This is a genomic window from Sphingobium mellinum (assembly GCF_037860795.1).
GTDB lineage: Bacteria > Pseudomonadota > Alphaproteobacteria > Sphingomonadales > Sphingomonadaceae > Sphingobium > Sphingobium mellinum.
In genome coordinates, this window is sequence record NZ_JBANRK010000002.1 from 200,805 (window position 1) to 220,420 (window position 19,616).

Annotated in this window: 19 protein-coding genes; 17 read left to right on the plus strand and 2 right to left on the minus strand. The window is 64.6% G+C overall.

Going from position 1 to position 19,616, the window contains the following annotated elements:
* Nucleotides 1–425 precede the first annotated feature (425 nt).
* Both AAC640_RS05340 and AAC640_RS05345 read right to left on the minus strand, forming a co-directional pair.
* Nucleotides 426–632, minus strand: a complete 207-nt coding sequence (locus tag AAC640_RS05340; RefSeq protein ID WP_340265069.1) for a DUF5818 domain-containing protein — start codon at nucleotides 630–632, stop codon at nucleotides 426–428.
* A 4-nt stretch (nucleotides 633–636) separates the two neighbouring features.
* Complete coding sequence (locus AAC640_RS05345; protein ID WP_340265070.1) at nucleotides 637–822, minus strand: DUF1328 domain-containing protein; 186 nt, start codon at nucleotides 820–822, stop codon at nucleotides 637–639.
* 238 nt (nucleotides 823–1,060) lie between these two features.
* Here AAC640_RS05345 and AAC640_RS05350 point away from each other — a divergent pair, with 238 nt between their 5' ends.
* From AAC640_RS05350 to AAC640_RS05430, 17 genes are all read left to right on the plus strand, one after another.
* On the plus strand, nucleotides 1,061–1,804 hold the full coding sequence (locus AAC640_RS05350) for a DUF4198 domain-containing protein (RefSeq protein WP_340265071.1): 744 nt from the start codon (nucleotides 1,061–1,063) through the stop codon (nucleotides 1,802–1,804).
* A 35-nt stretch (nucleotides 1,805–1,839) separates the two neighbouring features.
* Nucleotides 1,840–2,235 carry a hypothetical protein gene (locus tag AAC640_RS05355; RefSeq protein WP_340265072.1) on the plus strand — a complete coding sequence of 132 codons (396 nt, stop codon included), beginning with the start codon at nucleotides 1,840–1,842 and terminating at the stop codon, nucleotides 2,233–2,235.
* An 8-nt stretch (nucleotides 2,236–2,243) separates the two neighbouring features.
* Nucleotides 2,244–2,972: a HupE/UreJ family protein gene (locus AAC640_RS05360; protein WP_459113008.1), complete on the plus strand. Its 729-nt coding sequence runs from the start codon at nucleotides 2,244–2,246 to the stop codon at nucleotides 2,970–2,972.
* 1 nt (nucleotide 2,973) lies between these two features.
* Nucleotides 2,974–3,591: a hypothetical protein gene (locus AAC640_RS05365; RefSeq protein WP_340265073.1), complete on the plus strand. Its 618-nt coding sequence runs from the start codon at nucleotides 2,974–2,976 to the stop codon at nucleotides 3,589–3,591.
* A gap of 21 nt (nucleotides 3,592–3,612) precedes the next feature.
* Nucleotides 3,613–4,827: a DUF1624 domain-containing protein gene (locus AAC640_RS05370; RefSeq protein ID WP_340265074.1), complete on the plus strand. Its 1,215-nt coding sequence runs from the start codon at nucleotides 3,613–3,615 to the stop codon at nucleotides 4,825–4,827.
* Nucleotides 4,828–5,160: 333 nt separating this feature from the next.
* Nucleotides 5,161–7,305 (plus strand): TonB-dependent siderophore receptor, encoded by a 2,145-nt coding sequence (locus tag AAC640_RS05375; RefSeq protein ID WP_340265075.1) that lies wholly within the window; start codon nucleotides 5,161–5,163, stop codon nucleotides 7,303–7,305.
* 106 nt (nucleotides 7,306–7,411) lie between these two features.
* A complete protein-coding gene (locus tag AAC640_RS05380; protein ID WP_340265076.1) occupies nucleotides 7,412–8,461 on the plus strand; it encodes a PepSY-associated TM helix domain-containing protein in 1,050 nt (349 codons plus the stop codon).
* On the plus strand, nucleotides 8,458–9,384 hold the full coding sequence (locus AAC640_RS05385; protein ID WP_340265077.1) for a 2-hydroxyacid dehydrogenase: 927 nt from the start codon (nucleotides 8,458–8,460) through the stop codon (nucleotides 9,382–9,384). Before AAC640_RS05380 ends, AAC640_RS05385 begins: the two co-directional genes overlap by 4 nt.
* Before the next feature lie 302 nt (nucleotides 9,385–9,686).
* Nucleotides 9,687–10,355, plus strand: a complete 669-nt coding sequence (locus tag AAC640_RS05390; RefSeq protein ID WP_340265078.1) for a haloacid dehalogenase type II — start codon at nucleotides 9,687–9,689, stop codon at nucleotides 10,353–10,355.
* 8 nt (nucleotides 10,356–10,363) lie between these two features.
* The gene (locus tag AAC640_RS05395) at nucleotides 10,364–11,647 is read left to right on the plus strand and encodes an NAD(P)/FAD-dependent oxidoreductase (RefSeq protein ID WP_340265079.1); all 1,284 of its coding nucleotides are present in this window, start codon (nucleotides 10,364–10,366) and stop codon (nucleotides 11,645–11,647) included.
* A complete protein-coding gene (locus AAC640_RS05400; protein ID WP_340265080.1) occupies nucleotides 11,647–13,191 on the plus strand; it encodes an ABC transporter substrate-binding protein in 1,545 nt (514 codons plus the stop codon). Before AAC640_RS05395 ends, AAC640_RS05400 begins: the two co-directional genes overlap by 1 nt.
* Nucleotides 13,191–14,171: an ABC transporter permease gene (locus AAC640_RS05405; protein ID WP_340265081.1), complete on the plus strand. Its 981-nt coding sequence runs from the start codon at nucleotides 13,191–13,193 to the stop codon at nucleotides 14,169–14,171. Before AAC640_RS05400 ends, AAC640_RS05405 begins: the two co-directional genes overlap by 1 nt.
* Nucleotides 14,168–14,989 carry an ABC transporter permease gene (locus AAC640_RS05410; protein WP_340265082.1) on the plus strand — a complete coding sequence of 274 codons (822 nt, stop codon included), beginning with the start codon at nucleotides 14,168–14,170 and terminating at the stop codon, nucleotides 14,987–14,989. The genes AAC640_RS05405 and AAC640_RS05410 overlap by 4 nt, the downstream gene beginning before the upstream one ends.
* A complete protein-coding gene (locus AAC640_RS05415; RefSeq protein ID WP_340265083.1) occupies nucleotides 14,986–16,803 on the plus strand; it encodes an ABC transporter ATP-binding protein in 1,818 nt (605 codons plus the stop codon). The genes AAC640_RS05410 and AAC640_RS05415 overlap by 4 nt, the downstream gene beginning before the upstream one ends.
* Nucleotides 16,800–17,108 (plus strand): (2Fe-2S)-binding protein, encoded by a 309-nt coding sequence (locus tag AAC640_RS05420; RefSeq protein WP_340265084.1) that lies wholly within the window; start codon nucleotides 16,800–16,802, stop codon nucleotides 17,106–17,108. Before AAC640_RS05415 ends, AAC640_RS05420 begins: the two co-directional genes overlap by 4 nt.
* Nucleotides 17,090–18,463 (plus strand): FAD/NAD(P)-dependent oxidoreductase, encoded by a 1,374-nt coding sequence (locus tag AAC640_RS05425; protein ID WP_340265085.1) that lies wholly within the window; start codon nucleotides 17,090–17,092, stop codon nucleotides 18,461–18,463. The genes AAC640_RS05420 and AAC640_RS05425 overlap by 19 nt, the downstream gene beginning before the upstream one ends.
* Nucleotides 18,460–19,596 carry an NAD(P)/FAD-dependent oxidoreductase gene (locus AAC640_RS05430; protein WP_340265086.1) on the plus strand — a complete coding sequence of 379 codons (1,137 nt, stop codon included), beginning with the start codon at nucleotides 18,460–18,462 and terminating at the stop codon, nucleotides 19,594–19,596. The genes AAC640_RS05425 and AAC640_RS05430 overlap by 4 nt, the downstream gene beginning before the upstream one ends.
* Nucleotides 19,597–19,616 lie beyond the last annotated feature (20 nt).

The window sequence follows — 19,616 nt, forward strand, 5'->3', positions numbered from 1 at the left end:
GGTTGAAGGAGCGGGCTACCATCAGATCGAAGCGGGTCGCACGCTCTGACTGTGTGTTCATTGCATCAATTCGGTTCGGAAATTTCCGTTTTACGCCCGATGCCTAGAATATATGTCTGAGGAGGAAGAGACGATGCGCCCAGTTTCAGGCCTCGCTGCCGGCAAGTCTTTCGACCCGGCTCTAAGGGGTTATATAATCCACTATCATATGGGGGAATCCAATCATTGCCCCAGTTGCGGTCGCAGTCAGTGGATCGTCGGTCGTTTGATGGCCGAATGCGCCTACTGTGAAACCGCCTTGCCACTGGAAAACAACCGTGGCGTGGGCGCTTGCGCCCGCTTTGTTCACACCCACGCGCCGACTCTGCCATTCGAGCAGGGCGGGCCGGCCATAGCCTGACATTATCGCTGCCGCAGGGGCCTGCTCAGGCGGCGGCGACACCTTCGACTTCCACCACGCCACCGCCGGCGTGATAGCCCTGGATGCGCACGCGCTTTTCGACATGGTCGACCGGCACGCGCAGCATAACCAGTCGATAGGTGCCGCCAAGATCGCGCTGGAGCAGAAAACCGGCATCGTCGCGTATCAGCCGGCCGGTTTCATCCACTCCGGCGCCGATTTCGTCATGCATAGCGTCAATCTATCGCGTTCTTGATCCCCTTGCCAGCAATCAGGCCGAGCACCAGGAAGACGGCGAACAGCGCGATCGCGAGGAAGAACAGGATCTTGGCAATGCCGACGAAAGTACCGGCCGCCCCGCCAAAGCCCAGGATGGCGAGCACGGCGGCGATGACGAGCGAGATAATGGCAAGTCGGATCATGAGGCAATCCTCTGAGATATTTGAGATAGTCTCTAAACGGATGACCGCAGACCCAGTTCCGGCGACCGCTGCTGCTCCGCGCCCAAGGAATCCCCGGGACAGGGCAGCCACCTGCTCTCTTTCATGACGATTATTTGACACAATCTGCTTTGCCGCGGGCGCAATTCGGCATCAATCGACCAGTCGGCGTCATAGCCTGTCTGCTCAAGAGGACATTTTGTCCCACAGGAGCGCGCCAGTGAAATTGACCCGCCTGATGACCGCCGCCCTTTGCACCGGAACCCTGCTCGCCGCCGCCGCGCCACTGAGCGCCCACGGCATCTGGTTCGCCCAGCGCGCCCGGCAACTGGCCCTTATCTATGGCGTGGGCGCCGACGATCTCGACGCCGTCAAGCGCCTGCCGATGATCAAGGCCGTGACCGGCTATGACTGTGATTGGGCGCCTGTCGCCGTGTCGCTGCGTCCAGCCGGCGCGATTCCCGTGGTCGACAGCGACGAACCCGTCGCCGCCGTCGCGGCCGTGATGGATTATGGCTATTGGAGCAAGACGCCGGACGGCGAATGGCACAATGCCGGGCGTGATGTCGTGCCCACGGCAACGCTGGCCGAGCACAATTTCAAATATGCCGTCCACCTGACGCAGATGCCGACAAAACCCGTGCCCCTGATGGAAGGGCACACGCTCCAACTGGTGCCCGCCGACCTGCCCATTCCCCAGAAGATGGGCGAGCCGATGAAGGTGCGCGTCTATTACAAGGGCAAGCCGGTCGCCGGCGCGACGGTCATGCAGGATTATGTCAATGATCCCGACGAGGCCAGTCCGGTGAAGACCGCCGCCGACGGCACCGCGACCGTCAAGCTGCGCAACCAGGGCATCAACGTGCTGATGGCCATCTATGTGGGTCAGACCACGGACAAGAAGGTCGACCATGAGGAATATCGCGCCTCGCTGTCGTTCGTCCTGCCGCACGCGCCGGAATGATCCCCCCCCTCCCTTATCGACAAGGATGCATTTCCATGAACACTGACCTTTTCCGCAGCGGCCGCCTTGCGCTCGCCGGCGCCGCCCTGGCCCTGCTTGCCCTGCCCTCCATCGCGGCGGCGCATGGCAGCATGAAGCCGCAACATGGCGGGCTGGTGCAGATGTCGGGTGAAACGCTCGTCGAACTGGTCACGACGCCCAAGGGCGTCGACGTCTATGTGAGCGAGGAGGACGAGCCCATTCCTGCCGCCGGCTTTACCGGCAAGCTGACCCAGACGGCCGCTGGCAAGAAGAGCGGCGCCACGCTCAAGGCCATGGGCGGCAACAAGCTCTCCGCCCCGGGCTTCAAGGCTGCCAAGGGCGCGAAGATTGTCGTCGCGCTGGTGGACAAGAGCGGCGCCAAGGCCTTCGCCACCTTCCAGACGAAGTAAGGCCAGCCATGTACAGCGCCTCCCCCGCTCCGCCCCTCTCCCCCGGCATGCGGCGGGTCGCGCTGCTGCTCCCGGCTCTGATGATCGCACTCGTGAGCGCACCGCTTTGGGCGCATGGCGTCAACGAGAATGACAAGGCCTTCATCGAAGGTGCGTCGGGCGTCAACATCATCCCTTATATGTATCTGGGCGCCAAGCACATGGTCACGGGCTATGACCACCTGCTCTTCCTCGCCGGGGTCATCTTCTTCCTCTATCGGCTGAAGGATGTCGGCGCCTATGTGACGCTGTTCGCGATCGGTCACAGCACCACGCTGCTGCTGGGCGTCGCCTTCGACATTCGCGCCAACCCGTTCCTGATCGACGCAATCATCGGCCTGTCGGTGGTCTATAAGGCAATCGACAATCTCGATGGTTTTCGAACATGGTTCGGTATTTCGCCCAACCCGAAGGCCGCCGTTCTGATTTTCGGTTTCTTTCATGGTTTCGGCCTTGCGACCAAATTGCAGGAACTGACGCTCGCCAAGGACGGGATGATCCCCAACCTCGTCAGCTTCAACGTCGGCGTTGAAATGGGCCAGTTCATGGCACTCACCGTCATCCTGCTGGTGATGAACCTGTGGCGCATGAGCGGGAGCTTTCGTCGCAGCGCCATCCTCGCCAACGCGGCGCTGATGACCGCCGGCTTTGTCCTGGTCGGCTACCAACTGGCCGGCTATTTCACTCAAGGGGCCTGACATGACCGCGCAGACCATTTCCGACCTGCCGTATCCCACGCGGATTTCACCCTTGCCCTCGACACTCGCCAAGGCGACCGCAGGCGCTTTCGCCGCCGCCGCGGCAATCCTGACGCTGTTCGTGCTCCCGGCTGAATATGGCATCGACCCGACCGGCGTCGGCACGGCGCTGGGCCTGACCGGCATGGTGGCGGGCAAGACCGGCCAGGCCGCTCCCGCTTCCAGCCCCGCCCTCGACGCGGCGATGCTTGCCACGCCCAGCAGGGCGACGATCGCAAAGACCACGCCCTGGCGCCAGGACGCGCTGGCCATCACCCTGCCCCCGCACAGCGGGCAGGAGGTCAAGGCCCATATGGAAAAGGGCGACAGCTTCGTCTTCCGCTGGCGCTCGACCGGCCCGATCAAGGCGGAAATGCACGGCGAGGAACTGAACGCCGCCGACGACGCCTTCACCGACTATTGGAAGGAGTTGGCGACCAGCGGCGGCCAGGGTGACTTCACCGCTCCCTTCGCCGGCATCCACGGCTGGTATTTCCGTAACAAGGGCGACACGCCCGTGACCGTCTCGGTGAAGACCGTCGGCTTCTACAAAGATCTCTTCCAGCCCAAGCCTGAGTAAGAGAGTTAAAGGACAGGTGCCATGAGCAGCATTGCGGGCCAAGCGCCCTCCATCGGCCTTAGGGCCTCCCCAACATTCCCGGTGGACGCCGCCAAAGCGCGCACTCGCCTGATCGCCATCGACGCGCTGCGCGGGCTCGTCATGCTCTTCATGCTGGTCGACCATGTCCGCGAGACATGGTTCCTGCACTTGCAGGTGACCGACCCCGTCAACGCGACCACGACGGATCCCGGCCTGTTCTTCACCCGGCTGCTGTCGACCTTCTGCGCGCCGACCTTCGTTGCGCTGACGGGCCTGTCCGCATGGCTCTACGGCCAGTCGCACAGCAAATCGCAAGTGTCGGAATTCCTCTTCAAGCGCGGACTGTTCCTGCTGATCCTGGAATTCACCGTCGTCTGCTATGCGTGGCCGACCCAGGCGAACAGCTTTCCCCCGGCGACATTCTGGATGCAGGTGATCTGGACCATCGGCCTCAGCATGATCTGCCTCGCCGGCCTCATCCATCTTCCCCGCCCGGCACAGTTCGCGCTCGGCCTGGCCATTGTCTGCCTGCACAATCTGCTCGATCCGATCCGGCTGACTTCGGATTCGCCCTTCTTCATTCCCTGGGCGATCCTGCACCAGCGGGACAAGTTCGAGATCGCCGGCATGGCATTCAAGACCACCTATCCCGTGCTCCCATGGATCGGGGTGATCCTGCTGGGCTATGCGTGCGGGCCGTGGTTCGCGCGGGGCAGCGATCCGGAACGGCGGATCCGGCGGCTGACCATGCTGGGCCTTGGTCTTGTCATCGGCTTTGTCCTGATCCGCTACCTCAACATCTATGGCGACAAGCCCTGGTTCTACGGGGAAACGCCGTTGCGGACGGTGATGAGCTTCCTGGCGCTCACCAAATATCCCCCGTCGCTGCTGTTCCTCATGCCGACGATCGGCGCGGGCTGCCTGCTTCTTGCCCTGTTCGAAAGCTATCAGGACAGCAAGGTCATGCCCCACCTCGCCATGCTGGGCGGCGCGCCGATGTTCTACTATGTGCTGCACCTCTATACACTCAAGGTCATCTACAATGTCGCGCTCGCCCTCTACGGCCCCACCAAGGGTACGGTGTTCGGCGTCGATCATCTACGCTGGGTATGGATCTGGGTCTTCATCCTGATCCCCATCCTCTATTTCCCGACCCGCTGGTTCGCGCGGCTCAAGCAGCGGCGGAAGGATATTTGGTGGCTGAAATATCTCTGACGTAACAATCCTGCCCAACTGCGGCCGCCTTCCTCCCGAAGGCGGCCCTTTTCTTGGGGTTTTGTGGATCCGAAGCTGAAAAGCGGGCGCGGCATATTCCCCCGTCCGATGCCCAAGATTAGCGTTTCTGCACCGCTGCACCCCCGAAGTTTGACGTAATATTTCTGCAACTGATCGTAGCCTCGCATCTCACAAGAGGTGGACATCACCCAGTGGACCGGCCCCCGGATAGAAAGGACGCAAAGAATGTCCGTTTGGAGAGACGACAAGACAAGGCCGGCTCACCCCGTTCGCAGGACAAGTGGGAACAGCGATTTTCAAAGGGGTAGCATCATGCGCACACATTCGGCTTTTCGTCTGGCCCTGACCGCCAGCGTCGCCTGCATCGCCTTCGCACCGGGCGCCTTTGCCCAGGAGCCGGCGCCAGCGGACAATTCAGAGATCGTCGTCACCGGCCTCAAGCGCCAATATTTCGGCGACACGCCCGTCAAGGAAATCCCGCAGGCGGTGCAATTCCTGGAAGGCAAGCTGCTCGACGACCTCAACATCACACGCCTCGACACCGCGCTGGAACTGGCCAGTGGCGTGTCGAAGCAGAATAATTTCGGCGGCCTTTGGGACAGCTTCGCCATTCGCGGCTTTGCCGGCGACGAGAATTTCCCGAGCGGGTTCCTGGTCAACGGCTTCAATGGGGGCCGTGGCTATGGCGGTCCGCGCGACGCGTCGAACGTCGAGCGCATCGAAGTGCTGAAAGGCCCGAACTCAGCGCTGTTCGGCCGTGGCGAGCCGGGCGGCACGATCAATATCGTGACCAAGAAGCCGATCCTCGAAAAGACCTTCGGCAGCTTTTCTGTCTCGGGCGGCAGCTGGAACAGCTACCGGGTCGAGGGCGACTACAACCTGCCCCTGAACGACATGTTCGCCGTGCGCCTCAATGGCGCGGTCGAAGATGCCGACAGCTTCCGCGACACGGTGCATACGCGCAAATATGTGCTGACGCCCTCGCTGTTAGCGAAATTTTCCGACCGCGACCTGTTCACCTATGAAATGGAGTATGTGAACCAGGAAGTGCCGTTCGAGCGCGGCGTGGTGGCCGTGCCCACCCGCCAGGCCAATGGCACAACCACCTATGCGCTGGGCCTGATCCCGCAGTCGCGCTTCCTCGACGACCCCCGGAACGGCCCCACCAAGGTCAAAGTTCTCGGTCATCAGCTACAATATCAGCATGATTTCACCGACGACTGGACGCTGATGCTAGGCGCCGGTTACAAGGACACGATCTTCCGGGGCTTCTCCAGCGATCCCGAGCTGGCGCCCGCCCGTCAGGCGATCTATACCGACGGCCGCACCCTGACCCGCCAGCGGCGGTACCGCGACTACAGCACCAGCCATATGGTGTTCCGTGGCGAAATCAGCGGCAAGATCGAAACCGGATCGATCGTCCACAATATCCGCATCGGCGCGGATTGGGATCGCTTCAAGATCGACACCTTCCAGATCCGCTATCGTCCGCGCCCCAATCCCTACTCCGTCGACATCTACAATCCGGTTTATACCGGCCTGCTGCCGACGCCGGACCAAGAGGTCCAGAACGCGACGGAGATCCAGAAGGCATGGGGCATCTACGCCCAGGATCAGATCGAAATCACCGATCAGCTTAAAGTTCGCTTTGGCGGTCGCTACGACGACTTCAAGCAAGACATCGATCTGCGGCTGAACAACACGAACCCGAAAAAGGCCTATACGAAATTCAGCCCCATGGCCGGTCTCGTGTTTGAACCGACCCGCAGCCTTTCGCTTTATGCGAGCTACGGCAAAGGCTTCCGACCCAACAGCGGCGTAGGCTTCGACGGGGTGCCCTTCGCGCCTGAATTGAGCAAATCCTATGAAGTCGGCGCGAAGTTCGTTACGCCGGACGGCCGCATCACCAGCACATTGTCGCTCTATAAGATGAAGAAGAGCAACGTGCTGACGACCGACCCGGTTAATGCAGGCTTTTCCAAGCCGGTCGGATCGGCTAAGAGCAAGGGCGTTGAGTTCGACCTGAACGCCAAGCTGCCTGCCGGGTTCGAACTGTTCGTGACTTATGCCTATACCGACGCGGGGTGGGCCACGAACGCGCTTGATCCAAACTTCGCCGCCCCCATCCGCATTGGCGACCCGCTCATCAACATCCCCAAGCATCAGGGCAACGTGCTGCTGTTCAACAATTTCGAGATTGGCGGGCATGACGCGATGCTGGGCGCGGGGGTCAATTATGTGGGTCGTCGTCTCGGCGAAACCGCAACCACCTTCTTCCTGCCCAGCTACACGCTGGTGAAGGTGCTGGGCTCGTTCAACGTCACGGACCAGATCAAGATTTCGGCGGATGTGAACAACCTCTTCAACAAGAAATATTACGCCAGTTCCTACGCCGCGCTGTGGGTCCAGCCCGGCACGCCGCGCGCCTTCACGGTTCGCGCGACGTTCGACTTCTGATCCGCTGAACATCGGAACACCTGAGTTCCGACCGGCCGCCGGCGCCCCACCTCTCCAAAGCCTCGAGGGTTGCCGGCGGTCTTTCATGCGTTCAGGGAGAATGATCATGAACCGGGCGCGATGGCTCCACCTGCACAAATATATCGGCCTCGCGATGGCGGCGCTGCTGCTGGTGCAGGCAGCAACAGGCATGCTGCTGCTCTATCGCGGGCCGGTGGCGCGCTGGATCGACCCGGCCGGCATGACGAGCCACGGCAGCGCGCGGCTCATCTCGTCGGGCACGGCCGTGGCCAAGGCGGAACAGGCGCTGCCTGGCTTTGCGGTGACGCGCCTCTTTGCCCCCGATGCGGAAGGCGCAACCTATATGGCCGAGATGTCGGACGCGCAGGGCGCGACCCGCTATGCGTCTGTCGACCCTGCGGGTGGCGGCGTGTTGCGCGCCGGTTCGACATGGGTCTTCCCGATCGAAGCCGCGCTGCAGATTCACTATCGGCTGATGGCGGGCAGGCCGGGCATGGCCGTTGTGCTGCTCAACGCCCTGGCGCTGCTCGCCATGGCCGGCAGCGGCCTGGCCTATTGGTGGCCCAAAAAGGGCCCGTTCGGTAAACAGCTGTCCATCCGCTGGTCGCTGAGTTTCCGACTGTTGCTCCGGCAAGTGCATCGGACAACGGGCGTGCTTGTGTCGCTGCTGCTGTGTTTCATGGCTGTCACGGGCCTGTTGCTCGTGGTGCCCGACCTCATCGATCCGTCCCTACCGACCCTTGCCCGGCCGACCCGCAGCGCAGCGGCGATCGATCGGAGCCTGGCGCTGGCGCGGAGCGCCTTTCCCGCAAGTCCGCCGCGGGATTTTCGCATCGCTGGCGACCGGCTCATCGTCAACTTCCAGGCGCCCGAACGCAACCGCCGCGCCGTGCATCGCGCCGTGGTGATGATCGACCGGCCCCATATGGTCAGCGCGATACGCGCGGAACAGAATGGCGCGCTGTGGATGACGATATTGCCGTTGCATACGGGCAACAGCTTCGGCCCGGCAGGACCGATGGCGCTGGTGATCGTGGCGATGATGCTGATCGCCCTTTCCATAACCGGGCCGCTCATGTGGTGGCAGGCGCGCGCCGTTCGCCGCCGTTCAGCGCCGAGGAAGCAAATGGCATGACCCTGCTCTACACATCCGATGCCGATCGCGGCCGCATCTGGCGCGCCATCTTCGCGGCGGAGGCGCCCGACATTCCCTTCGTGACGACCGACGAGCCGTACGACCCGAAGGCAATCCGCTACCTTGCCGCCTGGGACCCGTCCAGCGAACTGCTGGAGCGGCTGACGGGACTTCACGCGTTGTTTTCCGTGGGCGCGGGCATCGACCAGTTCGACATGACCAAGCTTTCGCCCCACGTCCGGCTGGTCCGCATGATCGAACCGGGCATTACCGAAGGCATGGTTGAATATGCCTGCGGCGCGGTGCTGGCGCTGCACCGCAATTTCCTCGACTATGGAATCGCCCAGCGGGCGCATCGCTGGGCGCCGATCACGCTGGTGCCCGCCGCCACGCGCCGGGTCGGCGTCATGGGCCTCGGCCAACTGGGCCAGTCGGTTCTTGCCGCACTCCGGCCTTTCGGCTTTGCCCTGTCCGGATGGAGCCGGTCCCGACATGCGATCGACGGCGTAACCTGTCATGCGGGGGAAGCGGAGATGGCCGCGTTCCTCATGCGCTGCGACATCCTGATCTGCCTGCTGCCGCTGACGACCGAAACGCGCGGCATTTTGTGCCGGAACACGCTGACCAAACTGCCGCGAGGGGCCGCGCTCATCAATGTCGGCCGGGGTGGGCATCTGGTGGAGCAGGATCTGCTGCGATTGCTCGACGAGGGGCATATCTCCGCCGCTATCCTGGACGTCACCGAGCCCGAGCCCCTGCCCGAAAGCCATCCCTTCTGGGATCACCCCCGGATCATCCTCACGCCGCATGTCGCCAGCATGACCCGAGCCGGCAGCGCCGCCCGCGCGCTGATCGCCAACATCCGAAGGCTGGAGGCCGGGCAGCCGATAGACGGGGAAGTCAGCCGCGACCGGGGCTATTAGGCGGTCGACGTGGCCCGCGCGGCGACCAACGAACGGCTTGATCTGCCGTCAAACGCAGAGCGCCGCCGCAATATTTTCTGCCGGGTCCTTGCGCGTCCCGCTGTCGAAAGCCCGCTTTTATGCCACCGATTGCCCTCCTTCCCGACCCACGGCAAACTATGCCGAAAGCGGCCAGGAAAAAGCGGCTAATCTGCCCCTCGCCCCGAACCAATCGGAAACATGTTCCGGACAGCCCATGTCGTAATGGCTGCATCAAGAGACGGCCCACCGGCCACCAGTCGCCAAACAGGGGGATCAGACCCATGCCCAATTTCCGGCCCAAATATATCAGCTTTGATTGCTACGGCACCCTGACCCGGTTTCGCATGACAGAAATGGCGAGCGCGTTCATGGCGGACCGCGTCGCGGCGCAAGACCTGCCCGCCTTCTGCAAGGACTGGGGCGCCTATCGGCTCGACCAGGTGCTGGGTCCGTGGGAGCCCTATCAGGAGGTGATCCGCAACTCGCTGCGGCGAACCTGCAAGCGCTGGGGCGTGGAGTATCGCGAAGCCGACGCCGATGCCGTGTACAACGCCGTGCCGACATGGGGTCCGCATGAGGATGTGGCAGGAGGCCTTTCGAAAATCGGCGACAAGATCCCGCTCGTCATCCTGTCCAACGCCATGAACGACCAGATCCATCATAATGTCGGCATGCTGGGCGCACCCTTCCACGCAGTGTATACCGCGCAGATGGCGCAGGCCTACAAGCCCCGGATGCAGGCGTTCGAATATATGTTCGATCAGCTCGGCGCGAAGCCCGAAGAGATGATGCACGTCTCCTCCAGCTTCCGTTATGACCAGAACACCGCGACAGACCTGCATTTCGGCTGCCGCGTGTTCGTCGGGCGCGGGCATGAGCCGTCCAATCCCTTCTACCGCGACGTTGAAATCCCACATATCGGCGCGCTGCCGGCAGTCGTGGGCCTCTGATCCAAGCGATGGCCGCGTCTCCCCTCTCCTATTGGCTGGCAAGCGCCCCCGCCTTCACCAGCGGGGCGCAGGGCGGCGTGGAAGGCAAGGCTGACGTCGCCATCATCGGCGGCGGCCTCACCGGGCTTTCGGCGGCGCTGGCGCTGGCAAAACGCGGCGCGAGCGTCGTGCTGCTGGAAGGCGAGCGCGTGGTCGGAGAGGCTTCGGGTCGCAACGGGGGTCAGTGCAATAATGGCACGGCCCACGACTATGGCGCGCTGTCCGCGCGCTTCGGCAAGGATGTCGCCAAGGCTTATTATCGCGCGCATTGCGACGCGGTGGACATGGTCGAGCAGTTGGTTCTCGAGGAAGGCATAGACTGTTCCTTCAACCGCTGCGGACGGGTGAAGCTGGCGGCCAAGCCTAAACATTATGACAAGCTGGTCCGCGCGCACGACCTGCTCGTCCGGGAAGTGGACAAGAATGTCCGGCTCGTGCCGCCCGAGCGCATGGCGGAGGAAGTGGCGTCCGACGCTTTTCACGGCGCGCTGATCCAGACGACCAGCGCCCAGCTGCATCCGGGGCGCTACGGCGTGGGCCTCGCAGAAGCTGCGGCGCGCGCGGGCGCGAAAATCCACGAAAAGGCGGAAGTCACCGGGCTGGACCGGACAGCGAGCGGCTGGAGCGTGACCACGCCCAAGGGCCGGCTTATCGCCGATCAGGTGCTGGTCGCGACCGGCGGCGCCCCTGCCGCCGCGCCCTTCGGCTTCTTCCGGCGCCGGATCGTGTCGGTCGGAAGCTTCATCATCGCCACCGCACCGCTCGACCGCGCGCTGATCGACAGGCTGCTGCCAGGGCGGCGCAACTATGTGACCAGCAAGAATATCGGCAATTATTTTCGCCTGACCGCCGACAATCGCCTGATCTTTGGTGGGCGGGCGCGGTTTGCGATCAGCGATCCGCGCTCCGACCTCAAGAGCGGCCGCATCCTGGAGCAGACGATGGCAGAGATTTTCCCCGCGCTAAAGGGCGTGGGCATCGACCATGTCTGGGGCGGGATGGTCGACCTGACCGCCGACCGCCTGCCCCGCGCGGGCGAGCAGGATGGGCTTTTCTATTCCATGGGCTATAGCGGCCATGGCGTGCAGATGGCGACCTATATGGGGCAGATGATGGCGCGGGTGATGGCAGGGGACGCCGCCGCCAATCCGTGGGCCGGCCTCGACTGGCTAAGCGTCCCCGGCCATTTCGGCAAGCCCTGGTTCCTGCCGATCGTCGGCCTGTGGTATAAATGGCAGGACATCATCCATTGATGGACGAGCCTCCCCTTTCCCCGCCTTTTTCGCGGCGCGCGCTGATCGGCGGCATCGGCGCCGGGCTGCTGCTGCCGCATGGCGCGCTGGCGGCGCCGGCCGCGCCGCGCGTTGGCGGGCGCATCCGCGTCGCGAGCCTCTCCAGTTCGACCGCCGACACGCTCGATCCGGCCAAGGGCGCGCTGTCGACCGACTATGTCCGCCACTATATGTTCTACAGCGGGCTGACCCAGCTCGACCGCACCCTCACCCCGCGACCAGCGCTGGCGGAGCGGATGGAAAGCCGGGACCAGCAGACCTGGCATGTCCAGCTGCGGCGGGGCGTCGCGTTCCATGACGGCGCGATCCTGACATCGAAGGATGTCGTCTGGTCGTTGCTGCGGCACAAGGACCCGGCGGTCGGCTCCAAGATGGCAACCATTGCCCATCAGTTCGCCGAAGTGAAGGCGACGGGGCCGCTGGACCTGACCATCCGCCTGATCGGGCCCAATGCAGACCTTCCTACCATCCTTGCCCAGTCCCATTTCCTGATCCTGCGCGCCGGCCAGACCGATTTCCGCAAGCCCAACGGCACCGGTCCCTATCGCTGCGCCCAGTTCCGGCCCGGCGTGCGGACGCTCGCGCGGCGCAATCCGGATTACTGGCGCAACGGGCGCCCCTATCTGGAAGAGATAGAACTGATCGGCATTCCCGACGAGGTCAGCCGCGTCAACGCGCTTCTGTCGGGCGACGTCCAGCTCATCATCGCGGTCAATCCGCGCTCGGCCAAGCGGGTGCGCGCCTCAAGCCGCCACGCGCTGATGGAAACGAAATCGGGCCTCTACAGCAACCTCATCATGCAGCAAAAGGGCATGCCGACGGGCAATCCCCATTTCGTCGCGGCGATGAAATATCTGTTCGACCGGCCACTGATTAAAAGGGCGCTCTATCGCGACTATGCGACGATCGCCAACGACCATCCTATCCCGCCCTTCCACCCTTATTATCGCCCCGATCTGCCGCAGACGTCGCTGGATCTCGATAAGGCGAAATGGCATTTGCAGCGCGCCGGGCTGACCGGAGTGCGGCTGCCGGTCTATGCGTCTCCGGCAGCGGACGGATCGGTCGACATGGCGTCCATCCTGCAGGAATATGGGTCGCGCGTCGGGCTCAACCTGGCGGTCAACCGCGTACCGGGGGATGGATATTGGTCCACCCACTGGATGCGCCATCCGCTGACCTTCGGCAACACCAACCCGCGCCCGACAGCCGACCTCGTCTTCAGCCTGTTCTACAAGTCCGACGCGGAATGGAACGAGTCCGGATGGAAGAACCCGCATTTTGACCGGCTGCTGATAGAGGCGCGCGGCGAAGCCGACCAGGCCCGGCGCAAGCAGCTTTATGGCGAGATGCAGGAACTGGTGCATGATCGCTGTGGCGTCGCCATTCCGGTCTTCATCAGCCTGATCGACGGCCATGACCGCCGGCTGAAGGGACTGGAAGCCATGCCCACCGGCGGCCTTATGGGCTATCAGTTCGCCGAACATGTGTGGTGGGAAGGCTGATGGCAGGCGAGTCCACCTCATCCGGAACGAAGGCTGCACTCACCCTGATCGCGCGGCGTTTCGCTTCCTCCCTGCTGACGCTGTTCATGGTGTCCGTCGTGGTTTTCACGATCGCCCAGTTGCTGCCCGGCGACGCCGCGCAGGAATCGCTGGGGCAGAGCGCCACGGCCGAACAGGTGACGGCGCTGCGGCACGAGATGGGCCTCGATCGCCCGGCCCACGAGCGCTATGCCCGCTGGCTCGGCGATATGGTGAACGGCGATCCCGGCCAGTCACTGGTTGCCAACATGCCGGTGTCGGAAGTCATTTCCAGCCGCCTGCCCAACAGCCTGCTGTTGGCCGCGCTGACCGCGCTGGTGGCCGTGCCCGTCGCGCTGGCGATCGGCATCGGGTCCGCGATGAACCGGGGCGGCAAGCTGGACCGGGCGCTCAACATCTCTACGCTTTCCATGGTCGCGGTGCCGGAATTTCTGGTTGCGACGCTGGCGGTGCTGATATTCTCGGTGAAGCTGCGCTGGCTGCCTTCCATCGCGCTGGTGTCCGACGACATGAGCTGGGGCGATTATCTGCGTGGGGCGGCCATGCCCATCCTGTGCCTGGCGATCGTCGTCATCGCCCAGATGGCCCGCATGACCCGCGCCGCCGTGATCGACCAGATGGACCGGCCCTATGTGGAGATGGCTGTGCTCAAGGGCGTGCCCCCGGTCCGAGTGGTGCTGCGGCACATCATGCCCAATGCGGTCGCGCCGATCGTCAACGCGATGGCGCTCAGCCTGTCCTACCTGCTGGGCGGCGCGATCATCGTGGAAACCATCTTCAACTATCCCGGCCTCGCGAGCCTGATGGTGAACGCCGTCACCAGCCGCGACATGCCGCTGTTGCAGGCCTGCGCCATGATCTTCTGCGTGGCCTATCTCATCCTCATGCTCATCGCCGATGTCACCGCCATTCTCGCCAACCCCAGGCTGCGCGCGCAATGACAGCTTCCTCCCTCCGCTGGGCCAGAACCCTGCCGCTATCCGCCAAGGTCGGCCTCGCCTTCGTGCTCTTCTGGCTGGCCGTCGCGGTTATTGGGCCGATGCTGGCGCCCTATCCGGTTGGCGCTTTCGTCGCCTATGACGTGTTCGACGGCATGTCGGCGCAGCATTGGCTGGGCAGCGACTATCTCGGCCGCGACGTGTTGAGCCGCCTGCTGTCAGGCGCGCGCTACACGGTCGGGCTCGCCGCCGCTGCCGCGCTGCTGGCCAGCGCGACCGGCACGGCGCTCGCGCTGACGGCATCGGTGGGCGGGCCGAAGGTCGACGAGCCGCTGTCGCGCTTCATGGACACCTTGATCTCCATCCCGTCCAAGATTTTCGCGCTGGTGCTGGTCGCCGCCTTCGGATCCTCGCTGACGCTGCTGCTGATCATCGCGGCCGTCACCTATGTCCCGGGCAACTACCGGATCGCCCGCGCGCTGGCGGTGAACCTTGCACAGATGGACTATGTCCAGGTTGCCCGCGCACGGGGCGAAGGGCGTATCCACCTCGCCGTGCGAGAGATATTGCCCAACATGATCCACCCGCTGCTGGCCGATTTCGGCTTGCGCTTCGTGTTCATCGTGCTGCTGCTCTCTGGCCTCAGCTTCCTCGGCCTCGGCGTCCAGCCGCCCGATGCGGACCTGGGTTCGCTGGTGCGTGAGAATATATCGGGCCTTGGCGAAGGCGCCCCGGCGATCCTGATGCCCGCCATTGCGATCGCGACGCTGACGGTGGGCGTCAACCTTCTGATCGATGGCCTCAAGGGGAAGCGTCCATGACCGCGCATGTCGAAGTCAAGGGACTGCGCGTCACCGCCCGCAATGCGGCGGGAGAGGTCTTTCCGATCGTCAGCGATATCGACTTCGCGCTCGAGCGGGGCGAAGTACTGGCGCTGATCGGGGAGTCCGGTTCGGGCAAGACGACCATTGCCCTCACTCTGCTGGGTCATGCCCGGCCGGGCGCGACCATCTCTGGCGGCGCCATCCGCGTGGGCGACAAGCAGATCCTCTCGCTCGATGCCAGGAACCTGGCCCAACTGCGCGGCAACCGCATCGCTTATATCGCCCAGTCGGCGGCATCGGCTTTCAACCCGTCGCGCACGATCATGGACCAGGTTGTCGAGCCGGCGCTCATCCACAATCTCATGCCGCGCGCCGCCGCCGAGAAGAAGGCGGTCGAACTGTTCCGCGCCCTTGCCCTGCCCTTTCCGGACACGATCGGGTCGCGCTATCCGCACCAGCTTTCGGGCGGGCAGTTGCAGCGGCTGATGGCGGCGATGGCGCTCGTCACTGATCCCGAACTGGTGATCCTCGACGAGCCCACCACCGCGCTCGACGTCACCACCCAGATCGAAGTGCTGCGCGCGTTCAAGGCAGTGGTGCTGGAGCGTGGCGCGACCGCCATCTATGTCTCGCATGACCTGGCCGTCGTCGCGCAGATGGCGGACCAGATCATTGTGCTGAACCAGGGCCGCATCCGGGAGCAAGGCAGCGCCGATCAGATCCTCCACCGCCCCGCCGACGATTATACCCGCACGCTGATGGCCGCCGCCCGGCCCGCCATCCGTCCCGCGCCAGCAGGGGCCGACATGCCCGCCGCCCCATTGCTCGAAATCCGGAACATGACGGCGGGTTATGGCAAGATCGGCAAGGATGGCCGCCCGCGCGTGCCGGTGCTGCGCGACATCAACCTGCGCATCGAGCGCGGGGCGACGCTGGGCGTGATCGGCGAATCCGGTTCGGGCAAGTCCACCATCGCGCGAGTGATCGCGGGGTTGCTGCCCCCGGCTCAGGGTGAAGTCCTGCTGGGCGGCCAAGCGCTTCCCCCCGGCCTCAGGGGGCGGAGTCGAGACCAATTCCGGCGCATCCAGCTGGTGTTCCAGAATGCCGACACCGCGCTCAACCCCGCGCAAAGCGTCGGCAACATAATTGCGCGTCCGCTGGCCTTCTATCACGGGCTGAAGGGCAACGCGGCGCGGCTGCGCGTGCTGGAACTGCTGGACCTCATCCGCCTGCCCGCCACAGTGGTCGACCGGCGCTGCTGCGAACTGTCAGGCGGGCAGAAGCAGCGCATCAATCTTGCCCGCGCGCTGGCGGCGGACCCGGAACTGATCCTCTGCGATGAGGTGACATCGGCGCTCGATACCGTGGTCGGCGCGGCGATCCTCGATCTGATGGCGGAACTGCGCAAGGAACTGGGCGTCGCCTACATGTTCATCAGCCACGACATTTCCACGGTGCGCGCGATCTGTGACGACATCCTCGTCCTCTATGCGGGCACCATGGTCGAAACGGGCAAGCGCGACGGCTTCCGCGCCGCGCCCTTCCATCCCTATACCGACCTGCTGATCGGGTCGGTGCCGGAAATGCGGGCCGGCTGGCTGGAGGAAGGCGGAGCCGGTCGCCCGCTGCCGCTGGTCGGCGCGGCGGCCGATGAGCCTGATCTCTGCCGGTTCCTGGCGCGCTGTCCGGCGCGGATCGACGGGCTGTGCAATGTCAGCCCGCCGCCGCGCCACAGGCTGAGCAAGGGCAACAGCATCCTGTGCCATCATGGAGAAGAAAGCTTGATCCAGGTTCAGGGGGTAGCCGCATGAGCGCGCGCTTTGTTCGATTGGCCGAAACCGAACGCCCTCCCGTCATGCTGCACGTCGATGGCAAGCCCGTTGAGGCGCTGGCGGGCGACACGCTGATGGTCGCACTGCTGAGCGCGGGCGGGACCTTGCGGCAGTCGGAGTTCGGCGACGGCAAGCGCGCTGGTTTCTGCCTGATGGGCGCCTGCCAGGATTGCTGGGTCTGGACCGAGGCGGGCGACCGTCTGCGCGCCTGCTCCACGCTCGCACAGGCGGGCCAGCGCATTCTCACCAGCCAGCCGGAGGCGTCATGGCCGAACCCCGCATAATCATCGTCGGCGCCGGGCCGGCCGGTGTGCGCGCGGCTGAAGCGGTGGCGAAGGCTGGCCTGCGGCCGACCGTGATCGATGAAGGGCGGCGAGCGGGCGGGCAGATATATCGCCGCCAGCCCGACAATTTCACTCGCCCCTACGAAAAGCTCTACGGGACGGAAGCCGGCCGCGCGAAGGCGCTGCATGACAGTTTCGACGCGCTGAAGGGGCAGATCGACTATCGCCCCGAGACGCTGGCCTGGAACATCACGGACGGTCAGGTCTGGACGGCGCGCGGTGCTGTGCAGGAAACGCTGCCCTATGACGCGCTGATCCTGTGCACGGGCGCTACGGATAGGCTGATGCCGGTCAAGGGCTGGCACCAGGCCGGCACCTACAGCCTGGGCGGGGCGCAGGTGGCGCTCAAGTCTCAGGCCGTCTCCATCGGCCACGAGGTTGTGCTCATGGGGACAGGGCCGCTGCTCTACCTGGTCGCGTCCCAATATGTGGAGGCAGGGGCGAAAGTCGTCGCGATTCTGGATACATCGTCCAAGGCCGCCCGGATCAAGGCGCTGCCCGACATGCTCGCCCTGCCCGGCGTGCTATGGAACGGCATTCAGCTGACGCGTGCCCTGGCACGGGCAGCAGTCCCGGTCCATCACGGCATCACGCCTGTCGAGATCACCGGCGATGCCGACAATGGCGTCGCCGGCGTGCGGTTCCGGGCTCCCTCGGGCGCCGAACAGACGCTTCGATGCGACGCCGTCGCGCTGGGCTATCATCTGCGGCCCGAAACGCAGCTGGCAGACCTGGCGCGCTGCGAGCTTGTCTTCGATCCTGCCACGCATCAATGGCTCCCCCGGCGCGATCCGGACGGGCGAGCGAGCGTGGCGGGCGTCTATCTGGCGGGCGACGGGGCAAAGATCCTTGGCGCCCGGGCGGCGGAGGCAAGCGGCCGGTTGGCGGCGCTGGCCGCGCTGTCCGACCATGGCCTGCCGGTCGACGGCGGCGAGATGGCGGGGCTGCGCCGCGAGATCGGCACCTATGCACGGTTCGCGCGCGGCCTGGCGACGGCCTTTCCCTGGCCGGCGCGACAGGCTGTCGCCCTGCCCGACGAGGCGATCGTCTGCCGCTGCGAAGCCGTCACCGCAGGGGACCTGCGCGTCGTGATGCGCGAAACCGGGGCCGTCGAGGCCAATCGCGCGAAAGCCTTCAGCCGCGTCGGCATGGGCCGCTGCCAAGGGCGCTATTGCGGCCTCGCGGCGGCGGAACTGATCGCCGCGGAGGCAAGGATTCCCGTCGAACAGGTCGGCCGTCTGCGCGGGCAGGCGCCGGTCAAGCCGCTGCCCATCGCCATCGGAGAGGAAGAATGAGCGCGGCAAGCGACGTCATCATTGTGGGCGGCGGTCTGATGGGTTCTTCCGCCGCGCTGTTCCTGCGCGGTCATGGCCTGTCAGTCACGCTGCTGGAAACCGACCTGATCGGCCGACAGGCAAGCGGCACCAACTTCGGCAATGTCCGGCGTCAGGGCCGGCCGATCCACCAGCTTCCGCTGGCCAATCGCGCGCTGTCCATATGGCGCAGGTCGCGCGCGTTGCTGGGCGCCGACGTCGAATATCTCCAGTCCGGCCACATCCGCGTCTGTTATCGGGAACGGCCCGAACTGCTGGGCGCAATGGAAGACTATGCCGGCCAGGCGCGGCACGAGGGCCTCGACCTGGAACTGCTCACCGGCAACGCGCTGCGGGCGAAATTTCCCTTTTTCGGCGCCGATGTGCTGGCAGGCTCCTATTCCGCGATGGACGGCCACGCCAATCCGCGCCTCGCGGCGCCGGCCTTTGCGCGGGCGGCGGACCGGATGGGCGCGATGATCCACGAGAACACGAAGATCATCGACGCGCAAAAAGTCGGCGAGGATTTCGTCGTCACGGCGGAAGACGGCCGCACCTTCCGCGCGCCGGTACTGCTGATCACGGCCGGGGCCTGGGGCAACGCGCTGTCCTCGCAATTCGGCGAGCCGGTGCCGATCGTGCCGCGCGGGCCGACGATGAGCGTGACCGAGCCTGTGCCCTACGCGATCCTCCCTGCGGTAGGCGTCATGACGCCGGTCGAGGAGGAAACCGTCTATTTCCGCCAGGTCGCGCGCGGCAATATCGTGCTGGGCGGCAGCACGCGCGGGCCATCCTATCCCGAAGACTATCGCGCCTATGTCTTGCCGCAGAACACGCTCAGCCAGCTGAAGCATATCCGCCGCCTCGCGCCAGCGCTGGGCAAGCTCAACATCATCCGCGTCTGGTCGGGGATCGAGGGCTATCTGCCGGACAGCCAGCCCGTCATGGGGCCGAGCGCGACCACCAGCGGCCTCTATTATGCCTTCGGTTTTTCCGGATCCGGCTTCCAGATCGGGCCCGGCGTGGGCGAGACGATGGCGGAAATCATAGCGAAGGGCGGCACGGACATTCCGCTGGCACCATACCAGATCAGGCGGTTCGCCATGACCGCCTGACTTTCCTAACGCCTCTGTTC

Excerpts from the sequence above, each read along its gene's own strand:
- AAC640_RS05340 (WP_340265069.1), bottom strand. The coding sequence starts at position 632 with ATGCATGACGAAATCGGCGCCGGAGTGGATGAAACCGGCCGGCTGATA.
- AAC640_RS05345 (WP_340265070.1), bottom strand. The coding sequence starts at position 822 with ATGATCCGACTTGCCATTATCTCGCTCGTCATCGCCGCCGTGCTCGCC.
- AAC640_RS05355 (WP_340265072.1), top strand. The coding sequence starts at position 1,840 with ATGAACACTGACCTTTTCCGCAGCGGCCGCCTTGCGCTCGCCGGCGCC.
- AAC640_RS05360 (WP_459113008.1), top strand. The coding sequence starts at position 2,244 with ATGTACAGCGCCTCCCCCGCTCCGCCCCTCTCCCCCGGCATGCGGCGG.
- AAC640_RS05365 (WP_340265073.1), top strand. The coding sequence starts at position 2,974 with ATGACCGCGCAGACCATTTCCGACCTGCCGTATCCCACGCGGATTTCA.
- AAC640_RS05370 (WP_340265074.1), top strand. The coding sequence starts at position 3,613 with ATGAGCAGCATTGCGGGCCAAGCGCCCTCCATCGGCCTTAGGGCCTCC.
- AAC640_RS05375 (WP_340265075.1), top strand. The coding sequence starts at position 5,161 with ATGCGCACACATTCGGCTTTTCGTCTGGCCCTGACCGCCAGCGTCGCC.
- AAC640_RS05380 (WP_340265076.1), top strand. The coding sequence starts at position 7,412 with ATGAACCGGGCGCGATGGCTCCACCTGCACAAATATATCGGCCTCGCG.
- AAC640_RS05385 (WP_340265077.1), top strand. The coding sequence starts at position 8,458 with ATGACCCTGCTCTACACATCCGATGCCGATCGCGGCCGCATCTGGCGC.
- AAC640_RS05390 (WP_340265078.1), top strand. The coding sequence starts at position 9,687 with ATGCCCAATTTCCGGCCCAAATATATCAGCTTTGATTGCTACGGCACC.
- AAC640_RS05395 (WP_340265079.1), top strand. The coding sequence starts at position 10,364 with ATGGCCGCGTCTCCCCTCTCCTATTGGCTGGCAAGCGCCCCCGCCTTC.
- AAC640_RS05400 (WP_340265080.1), top strand. The coding sequence starts at position 11,647 with ATGGACGAGCCTCCCCTTTCCCCGCCTTTTTCGCGGCGCGCGCTGATC.
- AAC640_RS05405 (WP_340265081.1), top strand. The coding sequence starts at position 13,191 with ATGGCAGGCGAGTCCACCTCATCCGGAACGAAGGCTGCACTCACCCTG.
- AAC640_RS05410 (WP_340265082.1), top strand. The coding sequence starts at position 14,168 with ATGACAGCTTCCTCCCTCCGCTGGGCCAGAACCCTGCCGCTATCCGCC.
- AAC640_RS05415 (WP_340265083.1), top strand. The coding sequence starts at position 14,986 with ATGACCGCGCATGTCGAAGTCAAGGGACTGCGCGTCACCGCCCGCAAT.
- AAC640_RS05420 (WP_340265084.1), top strand. The coding sequence starts at position 16,800 with ATGAGCGCGCGCTTTGTTCGATTGGCCGAAACCGAACGCCCTCCCGTC.
- AAC640_RS05425 (WP_340265085.1), top strand. The coding sequence starts at position 17,090 with ATGGCCGAACCCCGCATAATCATCGTCGGCGCCGGGCCGGCCGGTGTG.
- AAC640_RS05430 (WP_340265086.1), top strand. The coding sequence starts at position 18,460 with ATGAGCGCGGCAAGCGACGTCATCATTGTGGGCGGCGGTCTGATGGGT.